The sequence below is a fragment of the Streptomyces cinnabarinus genome (assembly GCF_027270315.1).
GTDB lineage: Bacteria > Actinomycetota > Actinomycetes > Streptomycetales > Streptomycetaceae > Streptomyces > Streptomyces cinnabarinus.
This window is the reverse complement of the sequence record NZ_CP114413.1, coordinates 2,821,690-2,844,675: the sequence shown is the minus strand read 5'-3', so window position 1 is coordinate 2,844,675 and position 22,986 is coordinate 2,821,690. Positions and strand designations below refer to the sequence as shown.

20 protein-coding genes and 1 riboswitch are annotated in these 22,986 nt (G+C 70.5%); of the genes, 7 read left to right on the top strand and 13 right to left on the bottom strand.

What is annotated here, in order from left to right; all coding sequences use genetic code 11:
• Positions 1–167 precede the first annotated feature (167 nt).
• On the top strand, positions 168–812 hold the full coding sequence (locus STRCI_RS12870) for an SMI1/KNR4 family protein (RefSeq protein ID WP_269659054.1): 645 nt from the start codon (positions 168–170) through the stop codon (positions 810–812).
• A gap of 58 nt (positions 813–870) precedes the next feature.
• Here STRCI_RS12870 and STRCI_RS43380 read toward each other — a convergent pair whose 3' ends face one another.
• Complete coding sequence (locus tag STRCI_RS43380; RefSeq protein ID WP_418953329.1) at positions 871–4,641, bottom strand: DNRLRE domain-containing protein; 3,771 nt, start codon at positions 4,639–4,641, stop codon at positions 871–873.
• A 327-nt stretch (positions 4,642–4,968) separates the two neighbouring features.
• Here STRCI_RS43380 and STRCI_RS12860 point away from each other — a divergent pair, with 327 nt between their 5' ends.
• A complete protein-coding gene (locus STRCI_RS12860; protein ID WP_269659053.1) occupies positions 4,969–6,138 on the top strand; it encodes a steroid 3-ketoacyl-CoA thiolase in 1,170 nt (389 codons plus the stop codon).
• Here STRCI_RS12860 and STRCI_RS12855 read toward each other — a convergent pair.
• Positions 6,122–6,304, bottom strand: a complete 183-nt coding sequence (locus STRCI_RS12855; protein ID WP_269659052.1) for a DUF397 domain-containing protein — start codon at positions 6,302–6,304, stop codon at positions 6,122–6,124. The two genes, STRCI_RS12860 and STRCI_RS12855, sit on opposite strands and share 17 nt — an antisense overlap.
• The gene (locus STRCI_RS12850) at positions 6,285–7,112 is read right to left on the bottom strand and encodes a helix-turn-helix domain-containing protein (protein ID WP_269659051.1); all 828 of its coding nucleotides are present in this window, start codon (positions 7,110–7,112) and stop codon (positions 6,285–6,287) included. The genes STRCI_RS12855 and STRCI_RS12850 overlap by 20 nt, the downstream gene beginning before the upstream one ends.
• A 74-nt stretch (positions 7,113–7,186) precedes the next feature.
• Between STRCI_RS12850 and STRCI_RS12845 the strand changes: the two genes are divergently transcribed.
• Positions 7,187–7,609, top strand: coding sequence for an ATP-binding protein (locus STRCI_RS12845; RefSeq protein ID WP_269659050.1), 423 nt, complete (start codon positions 7,187–7,189; stop codon positions 7,607–7,609).
• On the opposite strand, the gene STRCI_RS12840 is transcribed toward STRCI_RS12845, so the two are convergent.
• On the bottom strand, positions 7,524–8,213 hold the full coding sequence (locus tag STRCI_RS12840) for a Fic family protein (protein WP_269659049.1): 690 nt from the start codon (positions 8,211–8,213) through the stop codon (positions 7,524–7,526). The genes STRCI_RS12845 and STRCI_RS12840 overlap by 86 nt on opposite strands.
• On the bottom strand, positions 8,210–9,004 hold the full coding sequence (locus STRCI_RS12835; protein WP_269659048.1) for a hypothetical protein: 795 nt from the start codon (positions 9,002–9,004) through the stop codon (positions 8,210–8,212). The genes STRCI_RS12840 and STRCI_RS12835 overlap by 4 nt, the downstream gene beginning before the upstream one ends.
• A 110-nt stretch (positions 9,005–9,114) precedes the next feature.
• On the opposite strand from STRCI_RS12835, the gene STRCI_RS12830 reads away from it, so the two are divergent.
• Positions 9,115–9,666: an RNA polymerase sigma factor gene (locus STRCI_RS12830; RefSeq protein WP_269659047.1), complete on the top strand. Its 552-nt coding sequence runs from the start codon at positions 9,115–9,117 to the stop codon at positions 9,664–9,666.
• Positions 9,663–10,745, top strand: a complete 1,083-nt coding sequence (locus STRCI_RS12825; RefSeq protein ID WP_269659046.1) for a hypothetical protein — start codon at positions 9,663–9,665, stop codon at positions 10,743–10,745. Before STRCI_RS12830 ends, STRCI_RS12825 begins: the two co-directional genes overlap by 4 nt.
• A 105-nt stretch (positions 10,746–10,850) precedes the next feature.
• On the opposite strand, the gene STRCI_RS12820 is transcribed toward STRCI_RS12825, so the two are convergent.
• From STRCI_RS12820 to STRCI_RS12795, 6 genes are all read right to left on the bottom strand, one after another.
• Positions 10,851–11,264, bottom strand: a complete 414-nt coding sequence (locus STRCI_RS12820) for a lytic transglycosylase domain-containing protein (RefSeq protein ID WP_269659045.1) — start codon at positions 11,262–11,264, stop codon at positions 10,851–10,853.
• A gap of 335 nt (positions 11,265–11,599) precedes the next feature.
• Positions 11,600–12,499, bottom strand: a complete 900-nt coding sequence (locus STRCI_RS12815) for an ECF transporter S component (protein ID WP_269659044.1) — start codon at positions 12,497–12,499, stop codon at positions 11,600–11,602.
• Positions 12,496–14,199 (bottom strand): ABC transporter ATP-binding protein, encoded by a 1,704-nt coding sequence (locus STRCI_RS12810; RefSeq protein ID WP_269659043.1) that lies wholly within the window; start codon positions 14,197–14,199, stop codon positions 12,496–12,498. The genes STRCI_RS12815 and STRCI_RS12810 overlap by 4 nt, the downstream gene beginning before the upstream one ends.
• Positions 14,196–15,287: an energy-coupling factor transporter transmembrane component T gene (locus tag STRCI_RS12805; protein WP_269659042.1), complete on the bottom strand. Its 1,092-nt coding sequence runs from the start codon at positions 15,285–15,287 to the stop codon at positions 14,196–14,198. The genes STRCI_RS12810 and STRCI_RS12805 overlap by 4 nt, the downstream gene beginning before the upstream one ends.
• Positions 15,280–15,903 carry an SCO2322 family protein gene (locus tag STRCI_RS12800; RefSeq protein ID WP_418953328.1) on the bottom strand — a complete coding sequence of 208 codons (624 nt, stop codon included), beginning with the start codon at positions 15,901–15,903 and terminating at the stop codon, positions 15,280–15,282. The genes STRCI_RS12805 and STRCI_RS12800 overlap by 8 nt, the downstream gene beginning before the upstream one ends.
• Positions 15,900–17,132, bottom strand: a complete 1,233-nt coding sequence (locus STRCI_RS12795) for a prenyltransferase/squalene oxidase repeat-containing protein (RefSeq protein WP_269659041.1) — start codon at positions 17,130–17,132, stop codon at positions 15,900–15,902. The genes STRCI_RS12800 and STRCI_RS12795 overlap by 4 nt, the downstream gene beginning before the upstream one ends.
• Positions 17,133–17,263: 131 nt before the next feature.
• A riboswitch (cobalamin riboswitch) is annotated at positions 17,264–17,337 on the bottom strand.
• Between the two features lie 89 nt (positions 17,338–17,426).
• Here STRCI_RS12795 and STRCI_RS12790 point away from each other — a divergent pair.
• Entirely contained in the window at positions 17,427–18,080 is a 654-nt protein-coding gene (locus STRCI_RS12790; RefSeq protein ID WP_269659040.1) for a phosphotransferase, read from the top strand.
• Here the strand turns inward: STRCI_RS12790 and STRCI_RS12785 are convergent.
• Complete coding sequence (locus STRCI_RS12785) at positions 18,077–18,541, bottom strand: nuclear transport factor 2 family protein (RefSeq protein ID WP_269659039.1); 465 nt, start codon at positions 18,539–18,541, stop codon at positions 18,077–18,079. The two genes, STRCI_RS12790 and STRCI_RS12785, sit on opposite strands and share 4 nt — an antisense overlap.
• A 17-nt stretch (positions 18,542–18,558) precedes the next feature.
• Entirely contained in the window at positions 18,559–19,587 is a 1,029-nt protein-coding gene (locus STRCI_RS12780; protein ID WP_269659038.1) for an MBL fold metallo-hydrolase, read from the bottom strand.
• A gap of 258 nt (positions 19,588–19,845) precedes the next feature.
• Between STRCI_RS12780 and STRCI_RS12775 the strand changes: the two genes are divergently transcribed.
• Positions 19,846–22,308 carry a tetratricopeptide repeat protein gene (locus STRCI_RS12775; protein WP_269659037.1) on the top strand — a complete coding sequence of 821 codons (2,463 nt, stop codon included), beginning with the start codon at positions 19,846–19,848 and terminating at the stop codon, positions 22,306–22,308.
• The last annotated feature ends 678 nt before the right edge of the window (positions 22,309–22,986 follow it).

Here is a 22,986-nt window from a genome sequence, read left to right as displayed (position 1 = left end):
CTCGGGCGGTGATCTGGGAGTAGTGATCTGACGGACCATCAGTTATCGCGCAAAGTAACGTCGGGCTCCGAAGACCGCAAGAGGCTTCCGCCGCGGAATTGCGCCAAGGATCACCGCATTGCGCCAAGGATCACCGCTGACCGAACAGCAGTGACTACGGTGGGCGAATGTCTGTTCAACGCAACGACGAGGCCGGGCACGTCGCTTTCGCCTGGCGGAAGATGACCGACTGGCTCGCCGAGCACGCCCCCGTCTCGCGCGCCTCGCTCCTGCCGCCCGCGACGGAGGAGGAGATCGCCTCGGCCGACTCCCTGCTTCGACAGCAGCTCGGGTTCGGGCTGCCCGCGGACCTCGCGGCGCTGTGGCGGCTGTGCGGCGGTGTGGAGCACCAGTACATCGAGGCCAACGAGGAAGAGGGCGAGGTCGGTTCGGGGGCGTTCCTGCCGGGCGGCATCCTGCTCGGCCCGGTCGGCGCGCTCAGGCCGCGGCTGCCGGAGACCGGCCGCGCCGATGTGTGGGGCGCCGCGGTGGTGCCGTGGCTGACCGGCGACGAGTCGGGCCCCGAGTCCGGGCACTACGTGGGCGCGGACGGTGTCGGCCGCTGGTCGCTGCCGGACAACCTGGGCTGCGACAAGCCCGACTTCCCGTCGATCGCCGCCTACCTGGAAGCCGTTCACCGCACGCTCACCGAAGGCCCGGCCGACGCCATGGGCCCGGACGTGCCCGGCCTGGTGTGGGGCTGCCTCATCTGGGACGACCCCGAGGCGCCCCTGCTGGACGACGCGCTGGAGCACTGGCACCCCGTCCACTGACCCATGCCTCTGCCCGGGGGCCGCCTGGACGGCGGATCCCCGGGCAGAGGGGGAGCGGCTACGGCTTCTTCATCTCGCAGACGAGAGTCGCCGCACCGGTGTTGCAGCCTTTGAACCACAGAACGCCCGGATCGATGGCGAACTCGTCGCCGTCGATGACCCGCATCTGCGTCAGGAACTCATTGCCGTACTTGTTCATCGCACCCTGGTTGACGTACCCCGACATCGAGGAGCGGCCGCACTTCTCGGTGAACGTCGGCGCGTCGTACCGGGTGTCATCCAGCAGGTGTTCACTGCCGTCGTCGACCTTCGCCGAGACGGTCTGGATGCACTCGCCGCCTCCGGCCTTGCCGGCCGGGTTCTTCCCGCCGTCGCTTGCGGGCAGGCCGACGGTCTCGTAGGTCGAGGCGAACGGCACCTCGTCACAGTTCACCTTGTCCGGGTTGGGCAGGGGGACCTGTGGGCGGAACTCCGGGTGCAGATAGGTCTTCGGGTGCGGCACGAACCCCTTGGTCGGGACGTACCCGTCGGTGCGGGTGCCGCCGTAGTAGCCGCAGACGCGGGCGCGGATCTTCTTCTTCGTCCAGGTGGAGTTCACCCGGCCGTTGTCCGCGTCGGGGCGGTAGTGCAGCGGCTTCTCGACGGTCCCGAGGTCCTTGAGCGCGGACTTGTTCTGCACCATCCACAGGTGCGCCGCGGCGGCCGGGTAACGGGCGGCGTCCATCTGGTACTTGGGCACGTACTGCGTCAGCACACACCCCGGCACGCCGTAGGAGTCGACCTTGTCGCAGCGCACGTCGATGCCGGGCGAGCGGCCGTCGCCGCCGTCGATCTCGTCGTCCTTGCCCTCGACCGGCTCGTACTCGCTCTCCGGGTTGAAGATGAACCAGACTGGCAGCTTCCTGGACAGACCGGCGTCGGAGGGGCCGGCCCCGTCCGTGGAGCCGTCCCACTTGTGCTCGGCGGTACCGGTGGCCATGTGGGAGTCGACCGGCGTGCCGTTGCCGCCGCCCTTCCAGCTGAGGTCGCCGTAGAAGTCGAAGTTCCGCACGTCCCTGCCGCCGGAGGACCCTTCACAGGCGCTGCTGAAGCACATCGAGTCCATGTGGGCGATGGGGTTGCCGTCGCCGAACAGGACGGACCGGTCGTGCCCGGGGAAGTCGTTGAAGACCGGGTTCAGCTGGATCCAGGTCTTGATCGTCCCGTTGTGCCGGTCGGTCTTGACCTGGAAGGCGATCTCGAAACGAGCGCGATGCTTCTCGGTCGGGATGCCGTGGAGGTAGTACTCCTTCGAGTAGTCGAGGTCATAGAAGACGCACGCCTCGTTCCGGGTGATCAGCGACTTCTGCGCCTCTCCGAACAGCGACGGCTGGCACCAGGAGCCGGTGACGATCGGATCGGGGTAGGACGGTGCCCGTAGCCTCTTCTGATCGGCGAGTTCCTTCGCTGCCTTACGGGTTCCCGCCAGCGACCGCTTGTCCTTCATCGTGATGGTGACCGTCTCGCCGCCCTTGCGCAGGGTGCGCGACGCGCTGCCCTGCTTCCAGTCGGCAATCCGCTGCGGGTCGTTGAGATACGCCGCGACGTCGGAGTTCAGGTCCGGCTGCGGCAGCTTGATGTCGATCTTCTGCGCGCGGTTGTAGTTCCGGTTCCCGGCGGTGAACCCGTAGTCCTTGATCGGGCCCACGTTGCCCGCCCGGTCCACGGTGCGCGTCTGCGTCACATGGTTGCCGTCGGCGGCCGGGGTCGCGGTGTAGGAGGCTTCGACCGCCGCAGCCGCCCGGGACGCCGTCGGTGTGGTGGTGCGCACCGATGCCCAGCCGTAGGTGTCGGCGTCGTCCTCGTACGGGTCGAAGCGGTACTGCACCTCGTACGGGGCCGGGTCGCCGGTCGTGACGTCGAAGCGGCCCGCGATTCCGGCACCGCCGCCGCCCCAGTTCTCCGGGTAGGTCGCGGAGACGATCTGCGTCGGCTCGGCGGGGGCGGTGGTGTCGACGACGAACTGGGTCCAGGGGGACCAGTTGAGGTTGTAGTGGGTGCCGTCGTAGGCGTTGGTGCGGAACTTGTAGGTCTTGCCGTCCTTGAGCTGCCCGGCCGGGACGGTCACACTGGCCGGCTTCCCGGAGGCGACGAAGTCCGAGACCAGCAGGCCCTCGCCCGTGGGCGTGGTGATGGGGGTGTTGGTGGCCGCGTCGTAGACCTGGAAGGTGCCGTTGACGGTGTCACCGTCGGCGTCCGTGAAGGTGTCACGCAGGGTGGGCGTGGTGCTGTTGACCGCCCACACCCCGGCGTACGACCGGAAGGGCCCGCCGGCCTGACGGTTGGTGCCGTCGGAGGGCCGGTAGTTGTAGGTCACGCTCAGCTTCGGCTGGTTGGCCGTGTTGTTGCCGGAGTTGACGCGCTTCCAGGCGCGGGTGTCGTCGGTGGCCGCGCGCAGGCCCATGTAGCCGCGGGTGACCTTGGCCGAGGCCCAGTTCTGCACCAGGGTGTCGACGTCGGCGTTGATCCACCCGTCGGGCTGGCTGCCGGTGCAGTCCGGGTTGCCGCGGGTCTGGGTGGAGGAGTGGTACTGCTGGTTCCAGGTCGGCTGGCTGGTCCAGCGCGAGGAGGTACCGGCCGCGGTGGTGTCCCAGATGGTCCACGACTGGTTGGCGCAGTCGGTGTTGCCGGAGTGGAAGTTCCACAGCGCCAGGTTCGTGTCGACGATCAGCGCGTCCTGGATCGGCGTGGTGTTCCAGTGGATGAAGGACCGCGCGGTGCGGGGCGTGCCGTCGGCGTTGGTGGTGCCGGGGTTGCCGAAGTCCAGCTCCGTGTCGGTGGACAGGTCCGTGGTCTCGCCCTGCTGCACGTACGTGTCGAACGTCGAGGCCAGGGCCGAGGTCGAAGGGTCGACGGTGACCGGGTACTGAGTCTTCGGGTCGCCGAGGAAGTCCGAGCTGGGGGTGACGACCAGGTCGACACGGCCGCTGCCCTTGTCGACGACCTTCATCCCGACGCGGGACCGCCGGGTGTGCTCACCGGACGTCTTGTCGACGGTCGCGTCCCACATGACCGGCGCGGGCATCGTGGCCCGCACCGCGCCCGTCCTGGCGTCGGTGAACGCGACGGACCCGTCCTTCTTGGCCTTGGCCTTGAGCCCCTTGGCCTGGACGGGGAGGGTGTAGGAGTAGGCGCCGCCCGGCCGCTCCTGGATCTCGACGAACTGCTCGAACCCGGTCCGGGTCGCCTCGACGATCAGGTCGGCGCCGGGCACCGCATCCGCGTAACGGGCGGTGGTGCCGTCGAGTCGGGGCTCCGGCAGGCCGCCCTTCCATTGCAGCGTGACACTCTCGTCCCCGGAACCGAGCGTGACGAGATCCCGGGCCGCGGCCTTCTTGGCGGAGGCGAGCGACCCCGGGACAGTGCCGCCCTTCCCGGCCAGGCGCAGCCCCTTGGGGTGCTGCTTCGCCTTCACCGATCCGTCGGCGGCCTTGGTCAGGTTGGCGTCGACGGTACGCCACTTGCCACCGCGCCAGACCCGCTCGGGGCCGGGCGTCATCTTGGTGGTGAGCGTGCCGTCGGGGTTGGCGACGGTGAGGGAGTCGGGGGTCGTCTCGTCGGTGACGACGACCTTCTTGCCGGTCTTCTCCGCCTCCAGGACCGCCCATGCCTTCGATCCCTTGGCGTGGGCGGCGGCCCATGGCATGTCGCCCTTGAGGACATCGGCCTCGGAGGGCTGGGTGGCCTCGGCCGCGCCCTGCGTGTCCTCGGGAACGGGGGCCGCGACGGCCGCCTGCCCGCTGAGCGCGGCGATGCCGATTTCGGCGGTCAGTAACAGGGCGGTGGCCAAAGCGAGTTGCTTGGTTCGTCCGGTGCGTCTGAAGTGAACTCCTGTTCGAAAGTGCATGGTGATCGACAGTAGGGAGGCCGAATGGCCGCCCTGTAGTGCATTTCAAGACAGTCCCGATCATGAAGAAGCGGCTGTGGCCAGGACCGCAGGCAGCGCCGAACGCGCCTAACGCAAACGTAAGTTGGATCACGCCCCAGGTGAGACCCCTGCAAGACCCTTGCGGTGATGGGCGTCACATCAGCAGACTGCACGGTAACTAGAACACGTACTAGTTGTGCGTGTGCCTTGTCAGGCCCTGCTGGCCTCTGGACGAGAGGACCGCCCCCCATGGCCTCCGAACCTGTGATCGTCGAAGCCGTTCGCACTCCCATCGGCAAGCGCGGCGGAGCGCTCGCCAACCTGCACCCGGCTTATCTGCTGGGCGAGACCTACCGTGAACTCCTAGGCCGCACCGGCATTCCCGCCGACTGCGTGGAGCAGATCGTCGGCGGCACGGTCACCCACGCCGGCGAGCAGTCCATGAACCCCGCGCGCACGGCCTGGCTCACGATGGGCCTGCCGTACGAGACGGCGGCGACGACGGTCGACTGCCAGTGCGGCTCCTCGCAGCAGGCGTCGCACATGACCGCGAACATGATCGCGGCTGGGGTCATCGACGTCGGTATCTCCTGCGGGGTCGAGGCGATGTCGCGGGTGCCGCTGGGGTCGGGTTCCAAACACGGGCCGGGCAAGCCGTTCCCCGACGAGTGGAACGTCGACCTCCCCAACCAGTTCGAGGCGGCGGAGCGGATCGGGCGTCATCGGGGGCTGACGCGCGAGAACGTCGACGCACTGGGGCTGCTGTCGCAGGAACGGGCCGCGGTCGCGTGGGCCGAGGAGCGGTTCAAGCGGGAGACGTTCGCGGTGCAGGTCCCGACGACCGAGGACGAACAGCGTGCGGGCCAGGGCATGTGGCGGCTCGTCGACCGCGACGAGGGTCTGCGCGACACCTCCATGGAGGCGCTGGCGGGCCTCAAGCCGGTCATGCCGACAGCCATTCACACGGCAGGCAACTCGTCCCAGATCAGCGACGGGGCGGCCGCCATCATGTGGGCGTCGAAGCGGATGGCACGGGCCCTGAAACTGCGTCCCCGGGCCCGGATCGTGGCGCAGGCGCTGGTCGGCGCCGACCCGCACTTCCACCTCGACGGACCGATCGACGCGACGAAGGCGGTGCTCGGCAAGGCGGGGATGTCCCTGAAGGACATCGACCTCGTCGAGATCAACGAGGCCTTCGCGTCCGTGGTGTTGAGCTGGACCCAGGTCTTCGACCAGAGCCTGGAGAAGGTCAACGTCAACGGCGGTGGTATCGCGCTGGGTCACCCCGTGGGGGCGACGGGGGCGCGGCTGATCGCCACGGCGCTGCATGAACTGGAGCGCGTGGACAAGGAGTTCGCGCTGGTCACAATGTGTGCGGGCGGCGGGCTGGCCACCGGCACGATTATTCAGCGGCTGTAGCGGCCCAGGTGGTGAAGGCGGAGAAGGCCGCGGGGTCGAGGGTGAGGATCGGCCCCGCCGGGTTCTTTGAGTCGCGGACGGCGATGGCGCTGGTGCCTTCGGCGATCTCGACGCAGGAGCCGCCCTGATCACCGCTGTACGACGACTTACGCCAGTTGCTCTCCATAGCGGTCCTCCATCACGCGCCGGATCAACTCCGCCGAGTCCTTGAGGGAGAGCGCGGCGGCCTGAAGATGATCGTAACGGAGCGAGCAGTCTTTGACGGTGGCTGGGTTCGCGGTTGGATGCCCGCTGCCGTAACCCTCCGTGTAGACGATGGTCGGATCGCTCGGGAAGCGGAAGATGTCGAACGAGCCTTGTAGACCTGCATGGGCCCCAGCCGAGAACGGCACCACCTGGATGTTGATTCGGGGATTGTTCTCGAAGGTCAGTAGGTGGGCGAGCTGTTCGCGCATCACCTCGCGGCTGCCGATTTCCTGATGCAGTGCTGCCTCGCTGAGAATCATCCAGAAGATCGGCGGCTCGTCCTTCTCGAAGATGCGCTGACGAGCGAGCCGGACGGCGGTGCGGTCGTCGAGGTTGGTTTCGTCGAGAACGCCCAGGACTGAGCGGGCGTATGCCTTGGTCTGAAGGAGACCGTGTACCAAGTGCGTGTGGAACGCGCAGATCTCTGTCGCCCTGGCCTCCAGCTCGGCTACTTGCTGGAACCAGGCCGGAAGTTGACTGCGCATCACCAGCGCGACCAGCCGGGACAGTAACCCGCCCGTGTTGAGCGCAGCGTCTGCTCGCTGGCTGAACTCCAGGGTCGGGAGTTTGCGGGCCGTCTCGATCTGGCCGACGAGGGACCCGGTGTAGTTGACGATCTCGCCCAACTGGCGCTGAGTGAGACCGGCGGCCTCCCGGTACCGGCGGAGTTCGAAGCCGTAGTAGTCGAGGGGCGATGCGCCCGGATCCAGAACATTGACGTGCGTCACGAAGTGCCCTCACTTCCGAGCATGTTGTGTTCGATCTGTAGCCCAGAGTAGTCGCGCGAGGTCAGCCTCGTACCGTGAACGAATACATTCCCCCCGCGCTCGCCACGCCCCACACGGTGCAGTACGCCCTGCACTTGACCGTGGGTGAGCACTCCGCGCGGCACATCCGCCGGATCGTCCGGTCCCTGCTGGCCGATTGGGACCTGCCGGAACTGTACGACGTCGTCGCACTGGGCGTGACCGAGCTGGTCGCCAATGTCGTACGCCATGTCCCGGACCGGCGTTGCCGGGTGCTGGTGCTGCGGCAGGAGGAGGGGGTGCGGGTGGAGGTGGCGGACGGGTGTGCCGAAGTGCCGTGCATGGAGGGCAGGTTGCTGCCGGACGCGGAGGGGGGCCGGGGTCTGGTGCTGCTCAGTGAGGTGGCGGACAAGTGGGGGGTCGACCGGCGGGGCTGGAGTGGGGGTGGGAAGACGGTGTGGTTCGAATGCCTGCGATGAGGAGGGCGAGGAGGTCGGCGAGGGCGAGGGCGCCGTGGGGGTCGTCGGCGCGCCGCTGGAGGCGTCGTACGGGGCCGACTTGGTCGAGAGTGACGCCCGCGCGGGCCAGCAGGAAGGTCAGGGTGAGGAAGGCGGAGCGGGCGTTGCCGTCGGTGAAGGGGTGGAAGAAGCAGACGTCGAGGTAGGCGCGGGCGGCTCGGGCGGTGAGGGGGAGGTCGTCGGCTTCGGCCTCGCGGAGGCAGGCGTCGAGTCGGGCGGGGAGTTCGGGGGAGATGTCGTAGCGCTCGCGGCCGGCTTTGGCGTAGGCGGGGTGGACGCGGAAGGAGGGGGCCTCGGGGGTGTCGAGGACCAGGCGCTGCCAGGAGCTGAGGAGTTGGAAGGAGAGCGGGGTGTCGGAGGCGGCGTCCGCGCGGGTGCGGGAGAGGGCGGCGAGGAGGTGGGCGGCGCGGCGGGGGTCGCGGGCGTGGTCGTGGGTGCGGATGTCGTGGGCGGCGCCGTCGCGGTGGGGGCGTGGGGCGGGGAGGGCGATGGGGCGGGCCTGGTGCCAGGGGACTTGGTCGCGGAGGGCGAGCCAGGTGCGGAGATGATCGGTGGTTGCGGTCATTCGTCGAGGTAGGTGTGAAGCCGGGCGGAAGTGAAGGTGTAGTTGCCGGGGTCGACAGGGGGCTGGGCATCCGTCTCGATGGAGGCGGCGAGCTGCTCGGCGACGTCGGTGACGAGGGTGTCCCGCGGCGCGGTCCAGCTCTCGAAGCGGCCGCCGATGGCGTCCTCGACGAGGGTGTGGGCGGTGGCCGGGTCGACGTCCCAGCGGGTGAGGAACCAGGTCAGGACCTGTCGGCAGTGCGCGTACCAGGCGTCTCCGGAGCCGGTGCGGTCCAGGGAGTGCAGGATCAGCTGGTGGGTGGCGCGCTCCCACGCGTCGAGGCGGTCCTCGGCGGGGAGTTGGGAGAGCGGATAGCGGTCGAAGAACCGCCCGAGGAACTCCAGCCAGTCCCGCCACTCGCGGAGGGCGTCGGCGACGCGCTCAAGGGTCTCGTCCGGGGTGGTGACGGAGTGCAGGGCGCAACACCAGCGCCCGACGGGCCCGCCCCCGAGATCCCCCTCATCATGCGACCACCGCCACCCACTGGCCCACACCCCGTACCGCTCGACCAGCGCCCGCGTCAGGGCGTCGGCCCACTCCCAGCCCACGGTGTGGGACCAGTCGCAGAGCTTCCTGTACTCCTCGTACGCCTTGTCCCGGTCCTTCGACCGCGGCCATTCCGGCCGCGTGGGGGTTCGCCCGGCGGGCCCCAACCCCCTGATGACGTCCAGCACTTCCCCACTCTCGAAGGGGTGCGTGGTGGGGTCCACCTCGGGCCAGGTGAGGTGATAGGGGCGTATGTGCGGTTCCACCGGACGGATGTTCCAGCACGGGAGGCTGTGAACTCAACCGAGTTCCCGTGTAATCGCGCCGGGGTGACGGACACAAACGGTCTGCGAGCATCGTCGGAAGGGGAGGCCGGGTGGGCGAGATCGCGGATGAGTGGTCCGTGTTCGAGGCGGTGTATCGGGACGCGTACCACCCGGTGGTGAGGTACCTGGTGCGCAGACTGGCCCCGGACCTCGTCGACGACGCCGCCTCGGAGGTCTTCGTCATCGCCTGGGAGCGATGGCCGACGAAGCGGGGCGACGCCCTGCCCTGGCTGTACGGCATCGCCCGGCGGGTCGCCGCCAACGCGCGGCGTTCCCAGGGGCGGGTGGACCGGCTGGCCGGCCGATTGCGAGGCGAGGAGGACTCGGCCGGCGGCGAACCGGGCGCGGATGTCGAGGTGTTGGAGCGCTTGGGTGCCGCCCGGGTTCTTGCGCGGTTGTCCGAGAGCGATCGTGAAGTGCTGATGCTGGTCTCCTGGGACGGCCTCGACGCGAACGAGGCGGCCCAGGCTCTCGGCTGCAGCAAGGCCGCCTTCGCGGTACGTCTGCACCGGGCTCGGCGCAGATTGGAGCGCGAGCTCGCGAAGGACGGTCCCGCGGTTGTCGACCAGCGCCCTGTGCCGGCGGAGAGGAATGCGACGTGAAGCGCGATGTGGAGCGGGTCCGGGAACTCCTGACCGCGGTCGGTGATCCGGCGGGACCCGTCGAGCGGGCCGGCGCCGAACTGCCGCCACGGGCGGAACACACGCTGCGGGCGCTGCGCGAGACCCGGCGTCCTCGGCGGCTCCCGCTGGGCCGGCGTCGGCTGCTCGTGGGGGCGGCGGTCGCGGGGGTCGGCGCGGCGGCGCTGGCCGTGGGCGGCCGGGATCTCCTTCCGGGCGGCGAGGCCCCGACGCCGGTCGCCTACACGCCTCCGGTGCTGTCACTGCGTCCCGTCGACGAGGGGTCGGCGCGGTCGGCGGGGGAGTTCCTCCTCGCCTTCGCGCGGCGCGTGGCCAGGCTCGAACCCGAGGTGGCGCGGGGGGCTTACCAGTATGCGAAGACGTGGGGCTGGTGGCTGAACACGGCCGGGGACGTGCCCGGCGGCGTGGCGAGTGCGGCCGTGCCCACGGTGACCGAGTCCTGGGTGGGCAAGGACGGTTCGGGTCGGCGGCGCAGCTCGTACGGTGACCCGCTCCACCCCGATTCCGCGCAGCGCAAGGATGCCGAGGAGGCGGGCCTGATCGCGGGCACCGGGGTCGAGGACGAGATCTTCGGGCCCGGCGAGTTCCCCACGCCGGAAGGCACGGACTGGGGGACCGTCGCGCCGTTCTCCACCGACTCCCGCGAGCTGGCACGGCAGCTGCGGAAGGTGAACTGGGAGGGCGGCATGATCGTCCTCGGAGTGCACGACCTCCTCACCTACGCGGCGCGCTCGGGCCCGGCGGACCCGCGACTCCGGGCGGCGGCGCTGGAGGTCCTCGCCGACAGCGCCGGGGTGACCGTGGCCACGACGACGACCTGGAACGGACGAAGCGCCGTCGCGGTGTCCCAGACCGAGACGCTGGACGGCAGCACCCAACGGGAAACGGCCCTGTTCGACCCGGAGACCGGCTACCCCATCGGCACCGAGTCGGCCCTGTTCGGCCACCCCCGAAGCCTCGACATCCCGGTCCCCGCCACCCTCGCCGTCACCGAGACTCTGACGAGGGCGAGAGTGACGACGACGGGCGGGAGGCCCTAGCGCGAACGATCGGAGCCGATGAGGCCGGCAGCGGGAAGTACTGAAAAACGAGAACCGCACCCGTGGGGACACGGGTGCGGTTCGCTATGCGCTGGTGGCTTCGGCTCAGTACCAGCCGTTGGCCTGCCAGAAGTTCCAGGCGCCGCAGGCGCTGCCGTAGCGGTCCTTCATGTAGTCGACGCCCCACTCGATCTGGGTGGCGGGGTTGGTCTTCCAGTCGGAGCCGGCGGAGGCCATCTTCGAGCCCGGGAGGGCCTGGACGAGGCCGTAGGCGCCGGACGAGGAGTTGGTGGCGTTCACGTCCCAGCCGCTCTCGTGCTCGACGATGTTGGAGAAGCACTGGTACTGGGCCGAGTCGCCGATCATCTTCTTCGCGGTCGCCTGTGCGGAGGCCCCGGTCGTGGCGGCCTGCGCGGGCGCCGCGGCGAAGATCGAGCCGGCGGCGGCAACAGCCACGGCGGTACCGGCGAGGGCCTTCTTCGGAGTGGCGATGCTGCGGAGGAAGGAAGCGGCGGACAAGGCGGTGACCTTTCGTCGGGGACGGGGCGGTCGCTGCGTGTCGTAGCCACGTGGTGTGGCGGTGACATGCGTTGGCGCCGAGGCCCGTGGGGCTCGTCGGCGCCGTGCGACGTCATCCAGAGAAGCAGCCCGGGAGGGGGTCCGCAATGACCCCTTTTGCTAGTTGTGGTCGTATGTGGGGTACACGCTTCTCGTGTGACGCGGCTCTCAATGTGCAGGTCAGACGCCATTTTGGTGTGGACATGGCGTCCGATATGTCCCACTAGGATGGATCGTAGGTGATGTGGGTCATGTGGGGTGCTTCACCGCGGCGCTGGCAGTCTGTCCGGGGCCCGTCACCGAGCGGGTTCGTCGAATGTGACCGGGGCCTCGAATGCCGCCCGTCGCGTCGCCCGGCGCAGCGCCTTGAGGATCGCCGGACCGAGGGTGAGCGTCAGGATCACGGTCACCAGGGCGCGGCCCAGGTCCCAGCCGAGGGAGGTGGCCAGGCAGTACGCGACGAAGCGGGCCAGATTCGCCGGGACGCCCGCGTCGGGGTCGAAGGCGATGTTCGAGGCCAGCCGGTCGATGAAGGGCCAGCCCGCGAGGTTCGTCAGGGCGCCGTAGGCGAAGGCCGCGAGGAAGCCGTACGCGGCGATCATCAGGCGCTCGGCGTGCCCACGGATGCGGTCGGGGCCGGGCAGCAGGCCCGCGCCCATCGTGAACCAGCCCATCGCCAGCATCTGGAACGGCATCCAGGGGCCGACCCCGCCCGTGAGCAGCGCTGACGCGAACATGCTGAGCGAGCCCAGGACGAAGCCGAAGCCCGGACCGAGGACGCGTCCGCTCAGCAGCATCAGGAAGAACATCGGCTCGATTCCGGCGGTGCCCGCGCCGATCGGGCGCAGCGCGGCGCCGGTGGCGGCGAGCACGCCGAGCATCGCCACGGCCTTGGGGCCCAGGCCGGACTCCGAGATCGTCGCCGCGACCACCGCGACGAGGAGGACCAGCAGACCCGCGAAGAGCCAGGGGGCGTCCTGCGAGTGGGCGCTGACCTGGGAGGTCGGCGGGGCGAAGAGGGGCCAGCCGAGGGCGGCCAGGCCGACGGCGCTGACGAGGGCGAGGGTGAGGAGAGAACGGGGGCCGAGGCGGATGGGGCGGGCCTGCGGGGTGGTCGTCCCTGCGGTCCCCTTATCTACGGTCCTCTTCTCTGCGGTCCTCTTTTCTGCGGTCCCCTGCTCTCCGGTCCTCTTCATGCGAGGGCCTGCTTGACCTGGGCGACCGTGAGCCAGTGCTGGGGGGCGAGGATCTTGGTGATCTGCGGGGCGAAGGAGGGGGAGGAGACGACCACCTCCGCCGTCGGTCCGTCGGCGATCACCTCACCCTCGGCCAGCAGGACGACACGGTCCGCCAGCTCCGCGGCGAGCTCCACGTCATGGGTGGCCAGCACGATCGCGTGGCCCTCCGCCGCGAGGTCGCGCAGGACGGTGACCAGGCGGGCCTTCGCGGCGTAGTCCAGGCCGCGGGTCGGTTCGTCCAGGAGCAGCAGGGGCGGGCGGGCGGTCAGGACGACGGCGAGCGCGAGCGCCAGGCGCTGGCCTTCCGAGAGGTCTCGGGGGTGGGTGTCGTCCGCGACACCGGGGAGGAGCTGTGTGACGAGGTCGCGGCAGGTGCCGGGGGGTGCGTCGGCGTCGGTGTCGGCGGCCGTGCATTCGGCGGCGACCGTGTCGGCGTAGAGGAGGTCCAGGGGTTCCTGGGGGACCAGGCCGACGTGACGGATCAGGTCGGGGGGTGGGGTGCGGTGGGGGGTTCTGCCGCCTGCCTGGACTGTGCCGTCGGTGGGGGTGATCAGGCCTACGAGGGAGTTGAGCAGGGTGGACTTTCCGGCGCCGTTGCGGCCCATGAGGGCGATGGTTTCGCCGGGGGCGATGGTGAGGGTGACGTGGTGGAGGGCGCGGATTTGGGCTCGGGTGACTGTGAGGTCTTTGACTTCGGCGGTGTGAGGGCTTTGGGGCGCGGGCTGGGGGGTGCGGCTGAACCAGCGACGGCGGGTGCGGGTGGTCTGTGGCTGGTCGCGCCCACGCGGCGGTAGCCGCAAATCGAGTACAGCCCCGCGCCCCTTCTCGGCGCCGAGGCTCCGTGTCTCCAGCTGTTCCCGAAGGGCTCCCGCCCTCCTCCTCGCGTCCCTCACCGTCAGGGGGAGCGGGGTCCAGCCTGCCAGTCTGCCCAGGTCCACCACCGGTGGAGTCACCGGGGAGATCGCCATCACCTCCGCCGGGGTGCCGAGGACCGGGGACGCGCCCGGGGACGGAAGAAGGGCCACCTGGTCCGCGTACTGGATCACTCGTTCCAGGCGGTGCTCGGCCATGAGGACCGTGGTGCCGAGGTCGTGGACCAGACGCTGGAGAACCGCCAGGACCTCCTCCGCCGCCGCGGGATCCAGGGCCGACGTGGGCTCGTCGAGGATCAGGACCTGAGGGTGAGGGGTCAGGACCGAGCCGATCGCCACGCGCTGCTGCTGGCCGCCGGAGAGGGTGGCGATCGGGCGGTCGCGGAGGTCGGCGAGGCCCAGGAGGTCCAGGGTCTCCTCCACGCGGCGGCGCATCACCTCGGGGGCCAGACCCAGGGACTCCATGCCGTAGGCGAGTTCGTCCTCGACCGTGTCCGTGACGAAGTGGGACAGCGGGTCCTGGCCCACCGTGCCGACCACGTCCGCCAGTTCGCGCGGCTTGTGGGTACGGGTGTCGCGGCCGGCGACCGTGACCCGGCCGCGCAGGGTGCCGCCGGTGAAGTGCGGGACGAGGCCGCTGACCGCGCCGAGGACCGTGGACTTGCCCACGCCGGACGGGCCTACGAGGAGGACGAGTTCGCCCTCCGGGATATCGAGGTCGATGTCCCGGACGGTGGGTTCGGTGTGGCCGTCGTACGTCACGGAGACGTTCTCGAAGCGGATCACGACGGCTCCTTGGGGGCGTTCGCAGAGGTGGGGGCCACGGCTGCCGGAAGCAGGCCGATGAGGATCGCCGCCGCGGGCCAGAGGGGGAGGGCGGGCGCCGTCAGCGGGATCACTCCCGGTTCCATGGCGGTGGGGTCCGCCGCCGCGGCCAGGAACATCAGCGCGGCCACCGCGACGCCGGAGGCCGTGACCAGCCAGGCCCGGGCGTCCCAGGGGTCGGGGCGGTAGCGGGTGCGGACGGCTCGGCGGCCGCCCAGGCGCAGGCCGACCAGGGCAGCGGTGAGGCCGGTGAGGAGGACGGGCAGGCCGTAGGTGCCGCCCTCCGCGGTGAGGACACCGTAGGTCCCGGCGCAGACGCCGAGCAGGCCGCCGAGGGTGAGGGCGGTGGTCGTACGGCGTACGGCGGGCGGGACGTCGGCGGTACGGCCGTAGCCGCGGGCGTCCATCGCGGCGGCGAGGGAGACCGAGCGTTCCAGGGCGCCTTCCAGTACGGGCAGGCCGACTTGGAGGAGGCCCCGGATGCCGCGGTCGGGGCGGCCGCGCAGGCGGCGGGCGGCCCGCAGGCGCTGGACGTCCGCGATGAGGTTCGGGGCGAAGGTGAGGGCGACGACCACCGCGACGCCGATCTCGTACAGGGCGCCGGGGAGGCATTTCAGGAGGCGGGTGGGGTTGGCGAGGGCGTTCGCGGCGCCGACGCAGATGAGGAGGGTGGCGAGCTTGAGGCCGTCGTAGAACGCGAAGACGACCGCCTCGGCGTGCACCCGGCCGCCCAGGCGGATGCCCTGGGCCCAGTCCGGCAGGGGGACTTCGGGGAGGGTGAAGAGGGTGTGAGTGCCGGGGATGGGGGAGCCGAGGAGGACCGCGAAGGCCAGCCGGATGAGGAGCACGGCGAGGGCGAGCTTGAGGAAGGCGTTGTAGGAGCGCGACCAGGGGGTGTTCTGCCGGCAGGTCGCCACGACGTAGGCGGACGTCGCGATGAGAAGGGCGAGGAGGAGCGGGTTGGTGGTACGGGTCGCCGCGGTCCCCAGCGCCAGGGCCCACAGCCACCAGGCGCCGGGGTGCAGGGGCTGGTTCCGTCGGTTACGCATTCCGGCGTCGGCGTGACTGCCAGAAGGCTGCCGCTCCCAGGGCCGCCACGCCTGCCGCTCCTGCCCACAGGCCCAGGGACGGGGAGTCGTCGTCGCTCTTCGCGCTCTTGGCCGCGGGCTTGCTGATCTCGTCTCCGCAACCGGCGCCCGGGTAGCCCTCGATCGCGCACAGCAGGGCGCTCGAGTCGTAGCGCAGCGGCTTGGCGACCTCGGCCAGGGCCTCCGCCGTCGTGGCGTCCTCGGCTACCTGCGCACAGGCCGTGCGGAGCTTCGGCGGGGTCTCCCCCGACGGGGCGTCCTTCGGGGTGCCGAAGTCGAGGACCAGGGCCACCCGCTTCTGGCCGTCCCGCGCGGGCGTCCGTGCGCAGATCGTGCCGAAGGTGGCCGTGCCGCGCGGCTGGGACGCGTCCGCCGAGTCCTCGCTCAGCGCGAAGCGGAAGCCCTTGACCTCGCCGTCCGACGGGACCGAGACGGAGGGGCCCTGGGTGGCGTACGTCCAGGTCGAGCCGTCGCGGTCCCAGAAGGACCAGTAGCGGTAGGTCGCGGCTTGCGCCGGCGCCGCCGTGCCCAAGGACAGCGCCGTCAGCAGCAGGGCGGCGCAGGCCCGGCGTATCACTGCTGCCGGCCCTTGTTGCGGCTGCTGATCAGGAAGCCGACGCCGATGCCCGCGACCAGGCCCACGCCGACGATCCACCAGACGCTGACACCACCGCCGTCCTCGTCCTTCTTCTCCTCGGCCGTCTCCGAGGCCGCGGCCGACGTCGCCGTCTTCGGCTCCGGCCCCGTGGCGTTGAGCTGCGCGACCAGGTCCGCGCCGCCGAAGTCACGCGGGTCGGCGCCCGCCGTCTTTGCCGCGAGGATCAGTTGGGCGTAGGCGGCGGGGCCGCTCTGCTTCGCCCAGTCGGCGGAGTTCTTCTCCAGCCAGGTCAGGGGCTGCCGGGCCGCCTCGGGGCCGCCGGTCACCGCGAGGGCGACGACCGCGTCGGCGGTGTTGCCGTAGTCGGGCTGGTCCTCCGCGCCGGGGAGGACGGACAGCAGGTAGCCGTCCTTCTTCATGGTCTCGGCGAGGTAGGACGCGCCGTTGGCGGCGGCCTGGTCGGGCTCGGGCTTGGTGGCGTCGGCGCAGTCGAGGTCGGTGTCGGCGGCGGCCTTCCCGGTCACCATGCCCATGCCCTTGATGCCGACCACGGCGGCGGCCGTCGCGTCCGCGTTGGCGGCCAGCTTGCCCTTCTTGTCCGGCTGGTAGCCGAAGGCGCCGCCGTCGGCGCACGTCAGGGCCAGCTCGCGCAGCGCGTCGAAGGCGGACTTGCCGCCGTTCACCACGGTGTCGGGGTCCTGGCCGGCCGCGGCGAGGGCGCCGGCGACGACGGCCGTCGAGTTGGCGTCACTCGGGCCGCCCGCGGTGTAGCCCCAGCCACCGTCCTTGTTCTGCACGCTCTTCAGCCACTCCGTGGCCTTCTGGGCCTTGGCCAGATGCGCCCCGTCGTCGAGCACGGACAGGGCCTGGGCCGCGGCGGCGGTGCTGTTGGTGTCGACCACGACCTTGGCGTCACAGTCCTTGGCCGGGTCGGCACGGAAGGCGGCGAACGCGCCGTTCGCGCACTGCTGGCCGAGCAGCCAGTCGACCGCCTTGTCGGCGGGCCGGACATCGGTGCGGTGCTGGGCGATCAGGGCGAGGGACTGACGCCAGACGCCGTCATACGTCGGGTCGGTGGTGCCGTAGAGCCCGGAGGGGATCGCCACGGACGGCGACGGCGACGGGGCGGCTACGGCGGTGACGGCGGGGGCGGCCAGGCCGATCACGGCGGTGGCGGCCAGGACCGCGGCGCTGCGGCGGACGTTCATGATCGGCGGGTGCCTCTCCCTGAAGGGAGTCGGGCAGCACGGGAGCACCCCGGGCGGCTCGGCTCCGTAGACCTCGACGGTGCCGTACGCCGACGGGCCGCCGACGCACGTGAGCCGTTCACTTCCGTGCGGGGCAGTCCGGCTCGCAGCCCTTCGCAGGCTGCTCACGGTTGCGGGTCAGCGCCGGATTTGCACCGGCTTCCCCCCGTACGGGTGTGATGACGACGCGGCCACTCTACCGGCCCGTAGGAAAGCGGCTGAGGGGAGGTTGGGGGTGGGGATAGGTTCACGGCCATGACGATCTTGGGGAGGCCGGGCCGGCTGATCGGCTCGGGGCGCGCGTCGGATGTGTTCGAGCTGGAAGAGGGGTGGGTACTGCGCCGGGACCGGGAGGGCTACGGCGACGGGCTCGCGGAGGCGGCCCTGATGGAACGCCTGCGCGGGCACGGCTATCCGGTGCCGCGAGTACGCCGTGCGGACTGCACGAGCACCGAGCTGGTCATGGAGCGGCTGCACGGGCCGACGATGCTGGAGGCGTTCGGGGCGGGGCGGATCGGTCCGACGGAGGCGGGGGAGACGCTGGCCCGGCTGCTGCGGAGGTTGCACGCCGTCCCCGGCCGCGTGATCCACCTGGACCTCCACCCGGACAACGTCATGCTCACTCCCGACGGTCCGGTAGTCATCGACTGGACGAATGCCGAGGAGGGCGAACCGGGCCTGGACTGGGGCATGTCGGCGGTGATCCTCGCGCAGGTGGCGGTGACGGACGAGGGCCTCGCCGCCCCGGTCCGAGCGACCCTGGCAGCCCTCCTCGCCGACCCCTCCGACCTCACGGAGACCGGCCTCACCGAGGCCAGGCGCCGCCGCGCCGCCAACCCGACGATGACGGCGCGGGAGGTCGACGCCCTGGGGGAGGCGGAGGAGTTGGTGCGGTCGTTCCTGCCTTAGGCGCGCGGCGTCGGTCCGGCGAAGGCCAGATGGAGAACTCGGGCGGACAGCAGCCAGGTGCCGTCGGGCCGACGTCGGAACTCGTCCTCGTAGTGGCCCACTTGGACGGGGGCGCCGGGCGGCACCAGGCCGCCTTCGAAACCGTCGACCCGGTACGTCGTGAAGTACGAGATCGCCGTCGCCGTGTCCGGGGACGTCACCGTGACGAGGATGTTGGACATCAGGCGGCGCGAGAGGCGGTCGGCGGGGCGGCCGCCGAAGTACTCGCGCAGCGCTGCGCGGCCCTTGACCAGCCGGTCGCCCGCGGGCCACGCCCAGGTGCCGTCCTCGGTGAACAGCGCGGCCACGGAGGCCGGTTCGCCGAGATCGAGGCGATGGACGAAGTCGATGACGAGGCGCTCGCAGGCGCGCTCGGCGTACAGGGACTCGGTGTGGGATTCAAAAGATTCAAGGGATTCCATGATCCCGTACTCAACACTCACACCGCCGTGTACGTCACCGGATTACTCCCCGCCACCGCCTCCGCCCTCCCCAGCTTCACCAGTCGGCGCAGATGCGACTCGGCCTCCGACACCGCGATGTTCCTTGATCCGTAGGGGATTTGGTCCCAGGGGCGGTTCCACTCCATGCGCTCGGCGAGCTGCCAGGCGGTGAGGGGCTCGGAGAGGAGGGAGAGGAGGTCGGTGAGGCGGGATTCGTGGTGGGTGAGGAGGGTGCCGACGCGGGCTCCGGCGTCGGTGAAGGGGTGCTGGTGGGCCGGGAGGATCTCGGCGGGGGCCAGCCGGGCGACGCGTTCCAGGGAGTCGAGGTAGTCGCCCAGAGGGTCGGTGACCGTGGCGTCGTCGGGGTCCTCGTAGAGGCCAATGTGGGGAGTGATCTCCGGGAGGACGTGGTCGCCGGAGAACAGGCGGCCGTTGCCCGTGAGTCCGGCCGGGTGGGCCTCCTCCAGGTGCAGACAGACATGGCCCGGGGTGTGGCCGGGAGTCCAGATGGCGCGTAGGCGGCGACCGGGGAGGGGGAGGAGGTCGCCGGGCACGATCTCGCGGTCCGGGAGGGCGGGGGTCAGGCCGGGCAGGTTACGGCGGCGGCGGGCGCCGCGCAGGGGCGCCACGTGTTCCTCCGGAGCCCCGGCCGCCGTGAGCTTGGCCGCCATGTACGTGAACCAGCGCTCGGGTTCGGCCGATCGCGTACGGCGCACGATCGCCGCGTCCGCCGCGTGCATCGCGATCCAGGCGCCGGACGCCTCGCGCACCTTGCCGGACAGGCCGTGGTGGTCGGGGTGATGGTGGGTGATGACCACGCCGTGGATCCCGGTGGGCGCGGTCCCGCAGGCCGCCAGCCCGTCGGCGAGCGTGTCCCAGGACGCCGGGTCGTCCCACCCGGTGTCGATCAGCACCGGCCCGCGGTCGGTGTCCACCACGTACACCAGCGTGTGCCCGAGGGGGTTGTCCGGGATGGGCACCCGAACGGACCGTACGCCCCCGCCGTGGTCGTGCGTGTTCGTCATCTGCCCTCCGCCTCACGGCCGTTGCTCACTCTAACTAGACCTGATGGTCTGTCAGATAGTCCAGAGGGAATGCCTGCGCGGGATGCTCAGACCGGCCGTGGAGCGACCGTTGTGCGTTCTTGCCTGTCGATCCTGAACTGACCCGCCCGGGTGTGGGCCCGGATCGCGTCCGGGACGCCTGGGCAATCGGTTCTGTGCCAGGTCTGGCCTGTGTCGTGAACGGCGGGCGGCTGGGGTTGGTGCACGGGTACGGTCGGGATGCTGATTCCGACCGTGTTCGAGGGGGTTTCGGTGGCGGGCAGCGCTGAGGACGGGGATCACATCGACTTCGGTGGGGGTGTGTTCAAGGGCTCGGTCACGGGCAAAGCCGAGTACCACTACTACGGGGCACGACGCGTTGTGGCGGAGTGGCCGCATCAGGTGGGGCTGATCCCACCGCGAGCGGGCTGCTTCCAGTCCCGGGCCGAAGTGGCACGGCTGCGGGAAGCCCTCACGGGCGGGCGAACCGCGGTCCTGGTGGGCCAGGACACGGTGCGCGGACAGGTGCTGGCCGGGATGGGCGGGGTGGGCAAGACTCAGCTGGCCGCCGACTACGCCCGTACCGCCTTGCAGGCTGGTGAGCTGGACCTGCTGGTGTGGATCACTGCGAGCAACTCCACGGCGGCCGCGTCCGGGTATGCACAGGCCGCCGTGGAGATCCTGGGCGCCGACCCCACGGACCGGGAAATGGCCGCGCGCGCGTTTCTGGCGTGGCTGGAGCCGAAGGCGAACGCGGCGCCGTGCCGGTGGCTGGTGGTCCTCGACGACGTCACCGACCCTGCCGACCTGAACGGGCTGTGGCCACCGCCCAGCGCGCACGGCCGCACTCTGGTCACCACTCGCCGCCAGGACGCCGCCTTGGCCGGCGCCGGCCGCCTGATCAAGGTCGGACTGTTCACCGAGGCCGAGTCCCTCGCCTACCTCACCGCCGCACTGAACGCCCGGGACCGCTACGAGCCCCCCGAGCAGCTCACCGCACTCGCCCAGGACCTGGGCCACCTGCCGCTCGCGCTGTCGCAGGCCGCCGCCTACCTCATCGACGCGAGTACCGGCGCAGCCGCCTATCGGGAGCTACTGGCCGACCGCGCCACTGTGCTCGCCGACGCCGCTCCCGAGGTCCTGCCCGACGGCCAGCACCAGAGCGCGGCGGCAGCCTGGTCCCTGTCCGTGGACCGAGCCGACACCCTGCGCCCGGCCGGACTGGCCCGCCCGATGCTCCAGCTCGCCGCGTTCCTCAACCCCAACGGCATCCCCGAGGCCGTCCTGACCAGCACCCCGGCGCTCACCCATCTCACCCAGCACCGCACCGCAGTGCAGGACGGGCCTGGTGCGCCTGTCACTGCGGGCGAGGCTGTCGGTGCCCTACGGGCGCTGGACCGGCTCAGCCTCATCAGCCACAACCCCGCCAACCCCCACCAGGCCATCCGCGTCCACCAGCTCATCCAGCGAGCCACCCGGGACACGCTCACCGCCGACCAGCACGACGAACTCGCCCGCATCACCGCCGACGCCCTCATCGCTACATGGCCCGAAATCGAACGAGACACCGAACTCGCCCAGGCTCTGCGCACCAACGCCACCGTCCTCACCCTCACCGCCGGAGATGCCCTACACGAGCCTGACGCGCATGGGGTGCTGCACCGGGCCGGACGGAGTCTCGGCGAAGCCGGCCAGGTCACCGCCGCCGTAGCGCACTTCGATCGCATGGCCGAGACCACCGGTTACTACCTCGGCCCCGACCACCCCGACACGCTGACAATCCGCAACAACCTTGCCCACTGGCGGGGGGAGGCGGGAGACGCAGCTGGCGCCTTGGCCGCGTTCGAGCAACTGCTGCCCGACCAGATTCGAGTGCGAGGGAAAGACCACTCCGAGACCCTGACTACCCGCCACAATCTCGCCTACTGGCGGGGGGAGGTGGGAGACGTGGCTGGCGCCGTGGCCGCGTTGGAGCAACTGGTGCCCGACGAGATTCGAGTGCGAGGGGAAGACCACCCCTTCACCTTGACCACACGCGGCAACCTCGCCCGGTGGCGGGGGGTAGCGGGAGACGTCGCTGGCGCCGTAGCTGCGTACGAGCAACTGCTTCACGACCAAGTCCAGACGCTCGGTGAGGATCACCCCAACACCCTGACCACCCGCCACGAGCTCGCCCGCTGGCGGGCGGAGGCGGGGGACGTGGCTGGCGCCGTGGCCGCGTACGAGCAGCTGTTGTCCGACCGAGTCCGGGTTCTGGGTGAGGACCACCCCTACACCCTGACCACCCGAGGCAACCTGGCCCGGACGTACGGGGAGGCGGGAGACGCAGCCAGCGCCGTAGCCGCACTCGAGCAACTACTGCCCGACCAGATTCGAGTGCTGGGCAAAGACCACCCCCACACGCTGACCACCCGCAGTCTGCTCGCCTACTTTCGCGGGAAGGTGGGAAACGCGGCCGGCGCCGTTGCCGCGTACGAGCAACTACTGTCCGACCAGATTCGAGTGCTGGGCAAAGACCATCCTGAGACTCTGATCACCCGCAGCAACATTGCCAACAAGTGTGGGGAGGTGGGAGGCGCAGCCGACGCCGTGGCCGCGTACGAGCAACTACTGCCCGACATTGTTCGGGTGCTGGGCGAAGACCATCCCGACACTCTGATCGCCCGCAGTAACCTCAACCATTGGAGGGGAGGGGCGGAGTAGCACCCAGCGACTGAGGCTGGCAGGACCCAATCGCCGTCCCCGGCCCATGACCCTCTAACGATGGCGCTGCCGCCTGCTCTAAGGGCTCGTAACAGGATCTTGCCGAAGTGCCCTGGTCGGGCGGGACCGATGTGATGATTCGACCGGTGCCGGACCGGCTGTGTCTGCAGGGCATTCTCTACGTCCTGCACCAGGACGTCGCCTGGACCGCTGGCAGAAGGCTGGAGTCTTCGAGCAGTTGCACCGGATCCTGCTCGCCGAGCTGCATGCGGCTGGCAAGCTCGACTGGACTCGCGCGTGCGTGGACGGATCACGTCCGTGCGAAAAGGGGGTGCCTCAACCGGTCCGTCACCGGTCGACCGGCGGAAGACGGGCAGCAAACACCACCTGATCTGCGACGGACGAGGCATCCCGCTCCACGTCATAACGACCGCGGCCAAACGAGGCGTACGACTCCCGAGCTCTGCGGCGCGAGCTGCAACGACGGCGCATCATGCCGGTGATCTGCCGCAAGGGCGCGCCGAACATCCAGGGGCTGGGCAAGCTCCGCTACGTCGTGGGGCAGACCTTCGAGCAGGAGCACGCCTTGGTGATCTTTGCGTGGAACCCCTTCGAGCCGCGCAGTAGGTTGATCATGATGGCAGGTTGCGACTCTCTGGCGACCTTGGCCGCACCTGC